Source organism: Phenylobacterium sp. (assembly GCF_035475775.1).
Classification (GTDB): domain Bacteria; phylum Pseudomonadota; class Alphaproteobacteria; order Caulobacterales; family Caulobacteraceae; genus Phenylobacterium.
The window spans coordinates 14,571-28,704 of record NZ_DATIMC010000065.1 but is presented as its reverse complement, the minus strand read 5'-3'; the positions used below and the strand labels follow the sequence as shown (position 1 = coordinate 28,704).

Below are 14,134 nucleotides of genomic sequence, written 5' to 3'. Positions count from 1 at the left end.
GGCCGCCGGAGCGATCCGGCGGCCCACTCTGGCCTCAGAACGAGACGCAGGCGGGCTGGGTGACGAGAAGGACCGAGTCCTGGCTGAAACGCTGCTCGTAGGCGGCGCGCACCGCATCGAGGCGGGCGTCCGCGTCGGGGGTGTTCGGCAGCACGATCAGAACCACCTTGGAAGATTCCCGGATCAGCTTGTTTTCCTTGCCCTTCCACTGCCCGCCGCCGTCCAGGATGGTCAACCCGTCGGGGAACCGCGGGGTGAGCACGTCGTCGACGAACCTGCGGAACTGAGGCTCGCTGACCATCGGCCGGCCGGCCACGTCACGGCCGAAGAACAGCTGCGCGGTCCTCACCCGCTGCTGGCCGGCGGGGCACGCAGGCGGCCGGCTCGCGCAGCCGCCCACGAGCAGCGCCAGGGCCAGCGCGGCCGCGACGCCCCTCATGCGCCGACCAGCTCGCGGCCGATCAGGAAGCGGCGGATCTCGTTGGTGCCCGCTCCGATATCGTAGAGCTTGGCGTCGCGCAGGTAGCGCTCCACCGGGTAGTCCTTGGTGTAGCCCGCCCCGCCCAGCGCCTGGACCGCCTCCAGCGCCACGTTCACGGCGTTTTCGCTGGCCATCAGGATCGCGCCGGCGGCGTCGAAGCGGGTGGTCTGGCCGGCGTCACAGGCGCGGGCCACGGTGTAGACGTAGGCGCGCGCCGAGTTCAGCGCGACGTACATGTCGGCGATCTTGCCCTGCATCAGCTGGAAGCCGCCGATCGGGGTCCCGAACTGCTTGCGGTCGCGCACGTAAGGCAGCACCGCGTCCAGGCAGGCCTGCATGATGCCGATCGGCCCCGCCGACAGCACCACCCGCTCGTAGTCAAGCCCGCTCATCAGCACGCCCACGCCGCCGTTCTCGGGACCGAGCACGTTCTCCGCCGGAACTTCGCAGGCCTCGAACACCAGCTCGCCGGTGTCCGAGCCGCGCATGCCGAGCTTGTCCAGCTTCCGGCTCACCGAGAAGCCCTTGAATCCCTTCTCGATCAGGAAGGCGGTGATGCCGCGGCTCGCCGCGTCCGGGTCGGTCTTGGCGTAGACCACCAGGGTGTCGGCGTGCGGCGCGTTGGTGATCCAGTACTTCGTACCGGTGAGCACATAGCGGTCCCCGCGCCGCTCGGCCCGGAGCTGCATGGAGACCACGTCGGAGCCGGAGCCCGCCTCGCTCATCGCCAGGGCGCCGACGTGCTCGCCGCTGATCAGCTTCGGCAGATAGCGGCGCTTCTGCGCCTCCGTCCCCCAGCGGCGGATCTGATTGATGCAGAGGTTGGAATGCGCGCCGTAGGAGAGGCCCACCGAGGCCGATGCGCGGGAGACCTCCTCCATCGCCACCACGTGCTCGAGATAGCCCAGCCCGAGACCGCCGTAGGCCTCCTCGACCGTCACGCCGTGGAGGCCCAGCTCGCCCATCTGCGGCCAGAGCTCACGCGGGAAGGCGTTCTCCCGGTCGATGCGTGCGGCGAGCGGGGCGATCTTGTCGGCGGCGAAGCGGGCGGTCGTCTCGCGGATCGCCTCGGCCGTCTCGCCGAGGCCGAAATCGAGCGCCGGTCCGGAGTTCGGGATCATGCCGATGCGTTAGCACGCGCCGGCCGCTCCCGCGAAGAGGCGCCTAATCCTCGTCGCGCGCGCCGCGGGCGAAGCCCTGCAGCAGCAGGAACACCGCCACGCTGAGGAAGCCCACGCCGGCGAGGCCGGCGAGCCACCCCACCAGGGTCGGGGTGAACACCCCCGCGGCGACCGTCGGCCGCGCGTTCGCCGCCCAGAACAGGCCACCGCCGATGAACGCCAGGCCCAGGATGGCGAGCGCCACGACCCAAAGCGGGCCGCCTTTCGGCTGGGTCGGCAGAGGCTGGACGAACGGCGCGGTGAACTCGAACGGCGCGGTGTCGTCGATCAGGACGCGCGGCCGCCCGGTCTGTTCGGCGGTGTCGGGCGGGTTCGTCTGGGCCTCGCCCGCGGCGGCGGTCGGGAACAGCTCGCCGCTCGGAGGCCCTTCCGGCTCTCGCGGCGTCGGCTGGAGCGGCGCGGCCGGCTCCGGCGCCCGCTCGTCCGGCGGCGCCAGGCGGAACTCGTTCTCAGCCGCCGTCTCGGCGGTCTGGGCCCCACCGGGCGGGGACGGGGCGGCTTGCGCGGCGGGCTCGGCGTCCGGCCCGGGCGCTGCGGCGGGTTCGGCGAAGATGGTCTGCAGGCGCGAGGCCACGGCCTCGGCCGCGGCCAGCACCGGACTGGCGCCGTCATCGTCCGGGGGCGCAGGCGGCGGCGCCGGCTCGTCGGCGCGCAGCACGTGGACCCGCTCGCCTTCCAGCGAGGCGGTCACCGGAGCGGGCGACTCGGCCGGCACGAGCCGCCAGCCCTCCCGATCGAGCAGCGGCGTCAGCACCGGGCTCGGCGCGGCCGGCCAGCCGCCCTCGGGCGTCAGAAACAGCACCTTCTCGACCGCGCGGCGGCGGACGAGCGCGTCGACGACGATCCGCTCGCCCTCGAACTCGGCCTTGCGCCACAACTCCATGGCGCAGGCCGCCTGGATCAGGGCCCCCTCGTTGAGCCGCTTCAGCACGCCCGAACGGCGGAAATTCTCCAGGCCGATGTTGAAGGCGAAGGAGGCCAGCGCGTCGAACTGGTTCTGGCTGAGCGGGGTGTAGACCCATTCATTGAGGACGTGGGTGACGGCGATCAGGTCGTAGAGCAGCAGCGCCTCGGCATCCTCCTCGGAGACCTCCGCCCCCTCGCGCGCGGTGAGGGTATGGCCGTAACCGATCGTCCAGCGGCCATCGGGCAGCCGGGCGGCCTTGCGGCGATAGCCCTCGAAGCGCGCGATCAGCTCGATCGCCGCCCGCGAGACTCGGTGTCGCGGCTGCATGCCCTCTGACCCACAATGACACAGACGCCCCCAGCGTCTCGCCGGGCGCGGCAAGACACGGGCCTAAACGCCCAATCGTGCGGATTTACAAGAGGATCAGGGCGGCGATTGCGAGCACCGCGAAGAAGCCCATGAAGTCGGTGAGGAAGGTGATGAAGATCGAGGAGGAGACCGCGGGATCGCGGCCGGTCCTCTCGAGGAAGAGCGGCACCAGGATGCCGCCGACGGCCGCCGTGAAGATGTTGGCGACCAGCGCCAGGCCGACGGTGAGCGCCAGGCGCACCGCGAATTCCCAGCGCTGGTGGTAGATCACCGTCACCGCGAGCCCCATCGCCAGCGCGACGATCAGCCCGTTGACGATGCCGGCCCCCATCTCGCGCCAGAAGATGCGCGCGGCGTTCGAGGCGTTCATCTCGCGCGACGCGAGCGCGCGCACGGCCACGGCCAGGGTCTGGGTGCCGGCGTTGCCGCCGACCGAGGAGACGATCGGCATCAGCACCGCGAGCGCGGTTATCTTGGCCACCTCGTCCTGGTAGACGGCGATGGCGCTGACGGCGATGGCTTCGGTCGCCAGGTTCAGGATGAGCCACATCAGGCGCGAACGGACGATTCCGAACATGCCGGCGTCGCGCCCGGCGTCCGAGACGTTGGCCAGGGCCAGGATATCCTCTTCCGACTCTTCCTGGATGACACCGACGATGTCGTCGACGGTGATCTGGCCCACGAGGCGCCCGCCAGGCTCCACCACCGGTGCCGAGATCAGATTGTATTTGTTGAAGATATAGGCGACCTCCTCCTGGTCCATGTCGACCGGGATCTCGGTCACCGGCTCCATGATCTGGGCGAGCGGAGTGTCGCGCTTGGTCCTCAGCAGGTGGCTGACCGGCGCGGCGCCCACCGGCTTGTAGGCCGGGTCGACGACATAGACGTCGAAGAACAGCTCCGGCAGGGCCTCGCTCTCGCGCCGCAGGTGATCGATGGTCTGGCCGACGGTCCAGAACTGCGGGGCGGCGACCACCTCGCGCTGCATCAGCCGCCCGGCGGTCTCCTCGTCGTAGGCCAGCGTCGTCTCGATCGCCGCCCGCTCCACCTCCGGCATGGCGGCCAGCACCTGGGCGCGCTTGTCCTCCTCGAGGTCGTCGACGACGTCGGCCGCGTCGTCGGATTCCATCTCCTCCAGGGCCTTGGCGAGGGTCGCCGAGGGCACGTGCTCGAGGACGTCCTCGCGGATCTCGGTGTCGAGCTCGGAGAGCACGTCGCCGAGCGTCTCCGGGTCGAGGTGCGGCAGCAGCTCCTCGCGGTCCTTGGCCGAGAGGAACCCCATCAGGTCGGCCACGTCCTCCGGACGCAGCGCCGACAGCAGGTCGCGCAGCCGCTCGGCGTCGCCGCGGTCGAGCGCATCGGCGACCAGCGGCACGTAGTCGGGGTTGAGGGCGTAGTCCTCGCCGAGCGCGAGGTCTTCCAGATCCTCTTCCGCCGCGGGGGCCCTGGCGTTGTCCGCGATGTCAGCGAGGTCGTCCGTTTCGCGGCTCATGCGGACCTCCCTGGCTTATGACGGACGAGCTTTCCCTAGGGGATTTGATGATCCTGATTCACTGGTGCGGTCGAGAGGCCGACCAGCACCGACGAAGCCACCTCATAGCTGCACGCATCGCACGCGCGCAAGCCATTGGCCCGTCAGATACCCGCCCACGGCGGCGCCCCGATGCGCCGGCTCAAATCCTGCGAAGCCTGCAGGGCGAAGCAGGATGGTGCGGTCGAGAAGACTCGAACTTCCACGGGTTGCCCCACAGCGACCTCAACGCTGCGCGTCTACCAATTCCGCCACGACCGCTCGTGATGAGGCGCGGGGGTTAGCAAACGGCCGTTGGTTTGTGAAGCGCTGCGACGCGGCATCGACGCGCCTTCTCCCGCAGGGGGAGAAGGAAGGCGAAAATCAGCTGCCGCCGGCCATGTAATCGAAGACGTTGGCCTCGCGGGTGACGGCGATGGAGATCTTCTCGTCGCTGATCTGGATCTCGCCGCGCGCCACCGGATGGTTGTTGGCGAGGATCCAGACCTCCTCGTTGACCGTGGCGTCGAGGGGGATCACCGCGCCGCGCCCCATGCGGAGCAGCTGCTGCATCGGAATGCTGGCGCGTCCCAGCACCACCTGGATCTCGACATTGATCGCCTTGACCTGGCTCACGCGACTTGCATCCCCGCAACCCCGGCGCTGCGCTTTGCGCGAAGCGGCCGGTGCGCCCACATTGCAGGAGCATGCTTGACCGGGTGTTAAATACGACCGCTGCGCCGATCTTCGGCCGCGCCGACGGAAAAGCCGCCGGCTGGGCGGCGAGCCCGGAGCCGGTGGGCTACGAGGCGGCGGTCGCGGCGATGGAGGCGCGCGCCGCGGCGATCGCCGAGGGCGCGGCGGGCGAGCTGGTCTGGCTGCTGGAGCACCCGGCGCTCTACACCGCCGGCGTCTCCGCCAAGCCCTCGGACCTGCTCGATCCGGACCGGTTCCCGGTGTTCCGCACCGGCCGCGGCGGGCAGTTCACCTATCACGGCCCCGGCCAGCGGGTGGCCTATGTGATGCTCGACCTGACCGCGCGCCGCCGCGACGTGCGCGCCTTCGTGGCCGCGCTGGAGGCCTGGATCATCGGCGCGCTGGCCCGGCTCGGCGTGGAAGGCCAGGTGCGGGAGGGCCGCGTCGGAGTCTGGGTGGAGCGGCAGTCTCCAGGGCTCCCGACCCGGGAGGACAAGATCGCCGCGATCGGCGTCAAGCTTCGCCGCTGGACCTCGTTCCACGGCATCGCCCTCAACGTGGCGCCGGACCTGACCCACTTCGCCGGCATCGTGCCGTGCGGCGTCAGCGAGCATGGGGTCACCAGCCTCGCCGACCTCGGCCTGGCGGCAAGCCTGGAGCAGGCCGACGCGGCCCTGCTGGCGAGCTTCCGCGAGGTGTTCGGGCCGGCCGAGCCGGCCGAGGCGCCCCGCTGAACGCCGCTGGCCTGCCCGACGGACGCCCGAGATAGCCTCAGGCGAACTCCACCAGGACTTCGTCGGCGGCCACGCTGTCGCCGGCGCTGGCGCTGACCGCCTTCACCACCCCGTCGCGCTCCGCGCGGATGATGTTCTGCATCTTCATGGCCTCGATGATCGCCACCGCCTCGCCCGCGCGGACTTCCTGGCCTTCACGGACGTCGATCGAGACGACCAGCCCCGGCATCGGCGAGAGCACCATCTTGGAGGTGTCGGCGGCCATCTTGGGCGGCAGCTTCTCGTGGAGCTCGGCGGAGCGCGGCGAGAGCACCAGAACCCGGGCCTGGGCGGCGCGGTGGCGGATGACGAATCCCTCGGCCGCGGGGCGCACCTGGGCGGTGAAGCGCCGGCCGTCCAGGATCCCCGAGAAGGTCGGCCTGCCCGGCCGCCAGTCGACCGCCTCCAGGCGCAAGGTGCGGGCGTCCTCGAGGAACTCGACGGTGAGCGCGCCGCCGCCGGCGGCCACCCGCGCCAGGCGCTTGTCGCCGTTCTCGATCACCACCCAGTCCTGGCGCAGGAGCTGGGGCGCGGCGCGGGCGGTGAGCGTCCGGTGCATGGCGCAGGCGACGGCGGTCATCAGGTCGCGCTGGAACGCCGTCGGGCGCACGCCGTGGAAGCCCTCGGGGAACTCGTCGGCGATGTAGCTGGTGGAGAGCTCGCCGGAGCGGAAGCGGTCCTGGTCCATCACCGCGGACAGGAACGGGATGTTGTGGCCCAGGCCCTCGATGTGGAACGACTCCAGGGCCTCGCCCATGGCTTCGATCGCGGCGTCGCGCGTCGGGGCCCAGGTCGAGAGCTTGGAGATCATCGGGTCGTAGAAGATCGAGATCTCGTCGCCCTCGCGCACGCCGGCGTCATTGCGCACCACGGCCTGGCCGGCCTCACCCTCCTGGGGCGGGTGGTAACGGACCAGCCGTCCGATCGAGGGCAGGAAGCCGCGGTAGGGGTCCTCGGCGTAGATGCGGCTCTCGATCGCCCAGCCGCTGATCTTCAGATCCGACTGCGTGAAGGGCAGCGGCTCGCCCGCCGCGACGCGGATCATCTGCTCAACGAGGTCGACGCCGGTGATCAGCTCGGTGACCGGATGCTCCACCTGCAGGCGGGTGTTCATCTCCAGGAAGAAGAAGCTCCTGTCCTGGCCGGCCACGAACTCGACGGTGCCGGCGGAATCGTAGCCCACGGCGCGGGCGAGCGCGATCGCCTGCTCGCCCATGGCCTTGCGGGTCTTGGCGTCAAGCAGCGGGCTGGGCGCCTCCTCGATGACCTTCTGGTTGCGCCGCTGGATCGAGCATTCGCGCTCGAACAGGTGGACGACGTGGCCGTGCTTGTCGCCCAGCACCTGGATCTCGACGTGCCTGGGGCTCTCGATGAATTTCTCGATGAAGATCCGGTCGTCGCCGAAGCTGGTCTTGGCCTCGGCGCGCACCGCGGGGAGCCCCTCCTCCACGTCGCGCGGCTTCCAGGCGACGCGGATGCCCTTGCCGCCGCCGCCGGCCGAGGCCTTGATCATCACCGGATAGCCGATCTCGCCGGCGATCGTGAGCGCATGGGCGACGTCTTCGATCTCGCCCACGTGCCCCGGCACCGTCGAGACGCCCGCCTTCTGCGCGAACTTCTTGGATTGGATCTTGTCGCCCATGGCCTCGATGGCGTGGGGATTGGGGCCGATGAAGACGATGCCGTCGGCCTCCAGCGCGCGGGCGAAGGTGGCGTTCTCGGAGAGGAAGCCGAACCCGGGATGCACCGCCTCGGCGCCGGTGCGCCGGCAGGCGTCGATGATCTTCGCGCTGTCCAGGTAGGACTGCGCGGCGGGGGCTGCGCCGATGAACACCGCCTCGTCGGCCATCTCGACGGCCAGGCTGTCGGCGTCGGCCTCGGAATAGACGATCGCCGTGGCGAGGCCCATCCGGCGGCAGGTCTTGATGATCCGCACGGCGATCTCGCCGCGATTGGCGATCAGGATCTTCGAAAACATGGCCTTGGCGTTAGACGGCGCAGGCTGGGTTGGCAATTCTCTCGCGGGATCGGGGCCGCCGGGCGTTCCCACCGCGCCCCTGGGCGCCTACATCTGCACCCATGAGCACGATCTCCCCATCCGGCTTCGACCTGACGCCGCCCAGCGAGGCGGAACGCAAGCGCCTGGAGGCGGACCTCAGCCCTGAGGAAGCCGATGTCCTGCTGCGTCACGGCACCGAGGCGCCGTTCTGCGGCGGGCTCCTGGGCCAGAAGGACGACGGCGTCTATGGCTGCCGGCTCTGCGGCCTGCCGCTGTTCCGGCACAGGACCAAGTTCGAGAGCGGCACCGGCTGGCCGTCGTTCTGGGCGCCCTTCGACGAGGCGCACGTGACCGCCGTGCGCGACACCAGCTACGGCATGGTCCGCATCGAGACGCGCTGCGCGCGCTGCGGCAGCCATCAGGGCCACGTCTTCCCCGACGGGCCGCCGCCGACCGGCCTGCGCTACTGCATAAACTCGCTCTCCCTGGAGTTCACGCCGCATGACGGCCACCTGCGCGATCCGCTGGGCCGCGGCGACGATGCTGCGCTGAAGGCGGCGGCCGGGGCCGCTTAGCGGCGGCTGATCGGCCCGAGCCGGCAGGTCAGCTCTCGAGGAGCGCCAGGGCGATGTCGATGATCTCGAGATTCAGCGAACTGTCGCCTCCCACCTCGGCCAGCCAGGCGGACGACAGGCCCGCATGGGCGATGATCCAGCGCAACAGCCGCGCCCGGTCGAGGCCGGCCAGGCGGGCGACGATCTCGAGCCGCCGGGCGAGGCGGCCGGGGTCGGTGGCGATCCTGCGGCCCGGGACGAGGCTCTCGTCGGGATTGCGGAACAGATTGGCGTAGTCGTAGCCCCGCTCGCCCAGCAGGCCCTTGGGATCGATCGCCAGGAATCCCCGCGCCCCGAAGTCGAGAATGTTTCCGTGGTGGACGTCGCCGTGCAGGACCGCGACGTCCCGCGGCTCCGCGAACAGTTCGGCGGCGATGCGCCAGGCCTCCCCGAGCCGTCCGCCCTGGGAGGCGGCCGCCTCCAAGGCCTGGAACCAGGGCCGGAGCCGTCGCAGCGAAGCCGGGGGCGGAGCCGGTCTCGGGCGGTGCAGGGCCGCGACGGCCGCGCAGATGATCTCGGACGCCTCCTCGTCTTCGCCGCCCGCCGCCATGCGAACGAGGGAGCGTTCGCCCTCGGCTCGCAGCATCAGGAGGGCCGGACCCTCATGAGCGAAGACGGGCGCAGCGCCCTCGCCCGCCCACCAGGTCATCAGGTCCGCGCCGCGCCGCTCCTCCGGCTCGGTCGCGATCTTCAGCATCGCCGGCTCTCCGTCCTTGCGGACCGGCGCCAGCAGGCTGCGGCTGACCTCGGTCACGGTCGGGGCGCCGTCCGGCTGCAGGCCCCAGCGCGTCAGCCAGGGCTCGAAATCTGTGGATGAGAGCCCCATGCGACGATCCGCCCCCGAAGCGTGGCCAGCCCCGCGGCGCTAGCCTCCCTTGGTCTTACGACGCCCTTCAGGGTGCGTTCAGCCGCCAAGCGAAAATCTGTCTCCCATGAAGCTCACGCCCGCCCAAGCCCGTGCGCATGCCCAGGAAGTGCGCGAGACCAGCGTCACGGTCCTGAAAGGCCTGGTCCCGACCGAGACCATCGACGCCTGGAACCTGGCTTTCGGGCCGCTGCTGGCCGCCGCCGTCAGCCGCGAGGGCGACAACCCGAACCGCGGTCCGCATCGCTACTACGTCACCCTGCCCTTCCATGGGCTCTGGGCCGACGCGGCCATCGTCGACAACGACGCGATCATGGCGGTGGTCGAGGAGCTGGTGGGCGCCGACGGCGTGATGTGCCAGCTCGCCACGGATACGCCGCTGCTGGGCTCCGAGCACCAGGACCTGCACCGCGACACCCAGCTTCTGTTCCCGGAGATCGGCGTGGAGACCCCGCCCTATCAGCTCGCCGTCAACTTCCCGCTGATCGACGTCACCGACGACACCGGGCCGATGGAGTATGCGCCGGGCACGCACATGCTCGCCAAGGCCGAGGGCATGCGCCGGATCGAGACGGGCGAGATCCCGCTGGTGAGGGCCTACATGCAGCGCGGCGACGTGATGATCCGCGACGTGCGCCACATCCACCGCGGCACGCCCAACCGCTCGACCACGCCCAGGCCGATGGTGGTCGTGGGCTACTCGCGCGGGTGGCTGCACCGGCCGGAGGTCAACATCCGCGTCCCCGCCGACGTGCTGATCGGTCTGCCCGAGCGCGCCCGCCGCTGGCTGCGCCACAATCCGGTGTTCGAGACCCGCGCCGAGGCCGCCCGCGAAGAGGAGAGCTACCGGGCGTTCGCGTATTGAGGCCCGTTCCTCCCCGCAGGGGGAGGTGGTCCGGAGGACCGGAGGGGGTTTCCGCCGCGGACCCTTCCGGCGGAAGCCCCCTCACCCGCTTCGCGGCGCGTTTACCGCGATTTCCCCGTATCCGTGCTCGCCGAAGGCCCCGTGCGGCTGGAGGTCGGGCTGCGCGCGCCGCCGTCGCTGGGGCCGGGCCCGGTCTTGCCGGCCATGTCGGCCTCGCGCATCTGCTGCTCGAGCACGCTGTCGCCGTAGCCGCGCGAAGGCGTGGTCAGAGGATTGCCCTCGTGGATGCGCAGGTTGTTCTGCACGTGGCGCACGCCGGAGAGGTCCTCGACGATCCGCTCGGCGCGGTGCTTGGCCTCGCGGTTCTCGACCGTGCCGGAGAGCGTCACCTCGCCGCCTGACACCGAGACCGAGATGTTGGAGGCGTCGAGCCACGGATCGTCGGTCAGCCGCTCGTGCGCCTCCTCGTTGATCCGCTCGTCCGGGCGCTGGTAGCCTTTCGGCCCCATGCCCTGATAGCCGCGGCCGCGGTCGCCGCGCTCCTCGTCGCGACGGTCGCCGCCGAACCAGGAGGCCACCCGCTCGCCCGCCCTGCGGAACCAGTCCCCGCTCTCGCGGCCGGCCCGCTCGAAGCGTTCGCCACGGTCCTCGTCGCGCCGGTCATAGCGCTCGCGGGCGTAGCGGCCTTCCTCGTCGCGCCGCCCGCCGTCGCCGTACCCGCGCTCGTAGTCGTAGCCGCCGGTCCCGCCGGAGACCGGCGGGGCGCGCCGTGAATAGGCTTCCGAGCCGCGGCTGCGGTCGCGGTTCGCCTCCTCGGCGTCATAGCCGCGCGGCGCTTCGCCGTAGTCGCGCCGCCCCTGGCTCCATTCCTCGCGGTAGATCGCCTCGCGCCCGGCGTCGCCGTAATAGCGGCCGCCGCGGCCCGAGCGCCCGCGCTCGCCAGACTCGCCATACCCATGCTCGCGCTCGTAGCGCTCGGCCCGGTGTTCGAGGTCGTATTCGTCGTGCTCCATGGCCGGGCTCACCCCGCCGAAGTCGCGGTCCTGCCAGCCGCCGGAGCGCCAGTCCGAGCCGCCGCCGCGGCCGCCCTGGCGCTCGCCCTCGCCGCGGTAGGCCCCGCTGCGGCCGGGCCTGTAGCCTTCGCCCGCCCCATAGCGGCCGCCCGCGCCATAGGCGCCGCGGCCCTGCGACCAGTCCTCGCCGCCGTAGCCCATGCCGGTCTCGCGCTCGCCGAACACCCGGTCGCGGTCGGGGCCGGCGCGGCGGGCCTCGTAGCGCCTGCGGTCCTCGTCATCGGAAGCGCCGAAGCTGCGGTCCTCGCCGCCCTGGAAGCGGCGTTCGTCCTCGCCGCGGCCATAGTCTTCCGACCGCCGCCAGTCGCGGTCCCGCCATCGGCGGTCACGCTCGTCCATCCATCTGTCGGCCATAGGGGGAATCTCCCGGAAAGGTGAAGGCATGGGCCTCTGCGGCCCTGCCGGCACAACCGGGGCCTTGGGGGCGTTGTTCCGGTTCCGCCCCGCCTACAGCGGAATGTTGTCGTGCTTCTTCCAGGGATTGGAGAGCTGCTTGCCGGCGAGGTTCTCGAGCGCCCTGACGATGCGCCGGCGGGTGCCGTGCGGCATGATCACGTCGTCGATGTAGCCGCGGGAGGCGGCGACGAACGGGTTGGCGAAACGGGTCCGGTACTCGGCCTCGCGCGCGGCGATCGCCTCCGGGTCGCCGATCTCGGAGCGGAAGATGATCTCCACCGCGCCCTTCGAGCCCATCACCGCGATCTCGGCGGTGGGCCAGGCGTAATTCACGTCGCCGCGGATGTGCTTGGAGCTCATCACGTCGTAGGCGCCGCCATAGGCCTTGCGGGTGATCACCGTGATCTTCGGCACGGTCGCCTCGGCGAAGGCGAACAGCAGCTTGGCCCCGTGGCGGATCAGCCCGCCCTGCTCCTGCCGGGTGCCCGGCATGAAGCCGGGGACGTCGACGAAGGTGATCAGCGGGATCGAGAAGGCGTCGCAGAAGCGCACGAAGCGCGCCGCCTTGCGGCTGGCGTCGATGTCGAGCACGCCCGCCAGCACCTGCGGCTGGTTTGCGACCACGCCCACCGGCTGGCCGTCCAGGCGGCCGAACCCCACGATGATGTTCTTGGCGTAGTCCGGTGAAATCTCGAGGAAATCCGCCTCGTCCACGACCTTCAGGATGAGCTCCTTCATGTCGTAGGGCTTGTTCGGATTGGCCGGGACCAGGGTGTCGAGGGAGGGCTCGTCGCGGTAGGGCTCGTCGTAGCTCTCGCGAACCGGCGGCTTCTCGCGGTTGCAGCCGGGCAGGAAGTCGACCAGCCGGCGGACCTGGGTCAGCGCCTCCAGGTCGTTCTCGAAGGCGCCGTCGGCGACGCCCGACTTCAGCGCGTGCACCCGGTAGCCGCCGAGCTCCTCGTGGCTGACCTCCTCGTGCGTGACGGTCTTCACCACGTCGGGGCCGGTCACGTACATGTAGCTGGTGTCCTTCACCATGAAGATGAAGTCGGTGATCGCCGGCGAATAGACGTCGCCGCCGGCGCAGGGGCCCATGATCACGCTGATCTGCGGGATGACGCCCGACGCCAGGGTGTTCTCCAGGAAGATGTCGGCGTAGCCCGCCAGGCTCTCGACGCCTTCCTGGATGCGCGCCCCGCCGGCGTCGAACAGGCCGACGATCGGCGCGCCGACCTTCATGGCCTGGCGCTGGACCTTGAGGATCTTCTGGGCGTGGGCGCCGGAGAGCGAGCCGCCGAACACCGTGAAGTCCTTGGAGAACACGAACACCACCCGGCCGTTGATGCGGCCCCAGCCGGTGACCACGCCGTCGCCCGGGATCTTCTGCTCGGCCATGCCGAAGTCGGTCGCCCGGTGCTCGACGAACATGTCGAACTCCTCGAACGAGCCCTCGTCGAGCAGCAGGTCGATGCGCTCGCGGGCGGTGAGCTTGCCCTTGGCGTGCTGGTTCTGGATGCGCCGCTCGCCGCCGCCCTGGCGGGCGTTGTCGCGCCGCTTCTCGAGCTCTTCGAGGATCTCTTTCACGCTTCGCCCTTCACGCAACCGTCGCCGAAGGCGTAGTCGCGGGGCGCCGCGCGCGCAAGCTCACGGCAGGGCGCGTCAGGCTGCGCGCAAGGCGCGAAACCAGCGGTCGAGCATCCGGGCTTCGTCGGCCAGGCGCTGGGCGCGCTCGGCCGCCTCCTCGTCGAGGCCCCACTTCTCGGCCTGCCAGCTCTCGTCGAGCCGGGAGAGCTCGAACGCCTGCTCGCCGGTCAGCCAGCCGCGCTGCAGGGCGATCGCCAGGATCGCCGAGCCGAACAGCGCCGCCCCGAAAGCGAGCCCCGCCAGGCTGAAGTCGTCGAGCGCGAGGGCCAGTTCGCGCACCTGCTGCAGCGTGGCCTCCGGCTGCGGCTGGTGGACGATGCCGGCGGCGCGGATGAACGACAGCTTGGCCTCCGCCTCGATCCAGGCCAGCACCGGACCCCAGCGATGCCGCTGCCGCTCGACCAGCGCCTGCGGCGCCTCGGCCCAATAGCAGAGCAGGTCGGAGGCCGCGTAGCCCGCGACCACCTCGGCCGTTTCGGCCCGCGCCGAGGCCACCGCCGCGAGGGCGGTGTTGGCGAGCCGCGTGGCGTGCATCCGCGGGACCTCGAGGACCTCGCCCTGGGCCGCCCATTCCTCGGCGACCTGCTCTGCGAGGCCTCGTGTGGGAAGCACGAGACGGCCGCCTGTCGGCGTGCGGACCGGCCGGCCGTCGAGCCTGACCGCAAATTCGCCATCCTCCGGGGCCACGTCTACGGTCTTGTAGAAGCGCCGGGGCTTTTCAATGGGTTCGCGGTATCCTCTGGGCAAGGTTCGATTCCGGA

The 14,134-nt window shown here is 70.9% G+C and carries 13 protein-coding genes and 1 tRNA gene; 3 read left to right on the top strand and 11 right to left on the bottom strand.

The window, feature by feature from the left end:
* Positions 1–34: 34 nt before the first annotated feature.
* From VLI41_RS08015 to VLI41_RS07990, 6 genes are all read right to left on the bottom strand, one after another.
* The gene (locus VLI41_RS08015) at positions 35–439 is read right to left on the bottom strand and encodes a DUF3574 domain-containing protein (RefSeq protein WP_325267549.1); all 405 of its coding nucleotides are present in this window, start codon (positions 437–439) and stop codon (positions 35–37) included.
* A complete protein-coding gene (locus VLI41_RS08010; RefSeq protein ID WP_325267548.1) occupies positions 436–1,602 on the bottom strand; it encodes an isovaleryl-CoA dehydrogenase in 1,167 nt (388 codons plus the stop codon). Before VLI41_RS08010 ends, VLI41_RS08015 begins: the two co-directional genes overlap by 4 nt.
* 43 nt (positions 1,603–1,645) lie before the next feature.
* Positions 1,646–2,896, bottom strand: coding sequence for a lysozyme (locus VLI41_RS08005; protein WP_325267547.1), 1,251 nt, complete (start codon positions 2,894–2,896; stop codon positions 1,646–1,648).
* Between the two features lie 85 nt (positions 2,897–2,981).
* Positions 2,982–4,430 carry a magnesium transporter gene (mgtE, locus tag VLI41_RS08000; RefSeq protein ID WP_325267546.1) on the bottom strand — a complete coding sequence of 483 codons (1,449 nt, stop codon included), beginning with the start codon at positions 4,428–4,430 and terminating at the stop codon, positions 2,982–2,984.
* A 215-nt stretch (positions 4,431–4,645) separates the two neighbouring features.
* Positions 4,646–4,730, bottom strand: a tRNA-Leu gene (locus VLI41_RS07995).
* Positions 4,731–4,832: 102 nt separating this feature from the next.
* Entirely contained in the window at positions 4,833–5,144 is a 312-nt protein-coding gene (locus VLI41_RS07990) for a FliM/FliN family flagellar motor switch protein (protein ID WP_325267545.1), read from the bottom strand.
* Positions 5,145–5,155: 11 nt separating this feature from the next.
* On the opposite strand from VLI41_RS07990, the gene lipB reads away from it, so the two are divergent.
* Positions 5,156–5,878 (top strand): lipoyl(octanoyl) transferase LipB, encoded by a 723-nt coding sequence (gene lipB, locus VLI41_RS07985; protein WP_325267544.1) that lies wholly within the window; start codon positions 5,156–5,158, stop codon positions 5,876–5,878.
* A gap of 37 nt (positions 5,879–5,915) precedes the next feature.
* Here the strand turns inward: lipB and VLI41_RS07980 are convergent, their stop codons facing one another.
* The gene (locus VLI41_RS07980) at positions 5,916–7,895 is read right to left on the bottom strand and encodes an acetyl/propionyl/methylcrotonyl-CoA carboxylase subunit alpha (protein ID WP_325267543.1); all 1,980 of its coding nucleotides are present in this window, start codon (positions 7,893–7,895) and stop codon (positions 5,916–5,918) included.
* A gap of 101 nt (positions 7,896–7,996) precedes the next feature.
* Here VLI41_RS07980 and msrB point away from each other — a divergent pair, with 101 nt between their 5' ends.
* Complete coding sequence (gene msrB, locus VLI41_RS07975; protein ID WP_325267542.1) at positions 7,997–8,491, top strand: peptide-methionine (R)-S-oxide reductase MsrB; 495 nt, start codon at positions 7,997–7,999, stop codon at positions 8,489–8,491.
* A gap of 28 nt (positions 8,492–8,519) precedes the next feature.
* On the opposite strand, the gene VLI41_RS07970 is transcribed toward msrB, so the two are convergent.
* The gene (locus VLI41_RS07970) at positions 8,520–9,356 is read right to left on the bottom strand and encodes an aminoglycoside phosphotransferase family protein (protein ID WP_325267541.1); all 837 of its coding nucleotides are present in this window, start codon (positions 9,354–9,356) and stop codon (positions 8,520–8,522) included.
* Positions 9,357–9,462: 106 nt separating this feature from the next.
* Between VLI41_RS07970 and VLI41_RS07965 the strand changes: the two genes are divergently transcribed.
* Positions 9,463–10,260 (top strand): phytanoyl-CoA dioxygenase family protein, encoded by a 798-nt coding sequence (locus VLI41_RS07965; protein WP_325267540.1) that lies wholly within the window; start codon positions 9,463–9,465, stop codon positions 10,258–10,260.
* Between the two features lie 101 nt (positions 10,261–10,361).
* Here the strand turns inward: VLI41_RS07965 and VLI41_RS07960 are convergent, their stop codons facing one another.
* The 3 genes from VLI41_RS07960 to VLI41_RS07950 all read right to left on the bottom strand — a co-directional run bounded on the left by VLI41_RS07960 (position 10,362) and on the right by VLI41_RS07950 (position 14,120).
* Positions 10,362–11,687, bottom strand: a complete 1,326-nt coding sequence (locus VLI41_RS07960) for a BON domain-containing protein (RefSeq protein WP_325267539.1) — start codon at positions 11,685–11,687, stop codon at positions 10,362–10,364.
* 93 nt (positions 11,688–11,780) lie between these two features.
* Positions 11,781–13,313, bottom strand: coding sequence for an acyl-CoA carboxylase subunit beta (locus VLI41_RS07955; RefSeq protein ID WP_325267538.1), 1,533 nt, complete (start codon positions 13,311–13,313; stop codon positions 11,781–11,783).
* A 75-nt stretch (positions 13,314–13,388) separates the two neighbouring features.
* Positions 13,389–14,120, bottom strand: coding sequence for an ATP12 family chaperone protein (locus VLI41_RS07950; protein ID WP_325267537.1), 732 nt, complete (start codon positions 14,118–14,120; stop codon positions 13,389–13,391).
* Between the last annotated feature and the right edge of the window lie 14 nt (positions 14,121–14,134).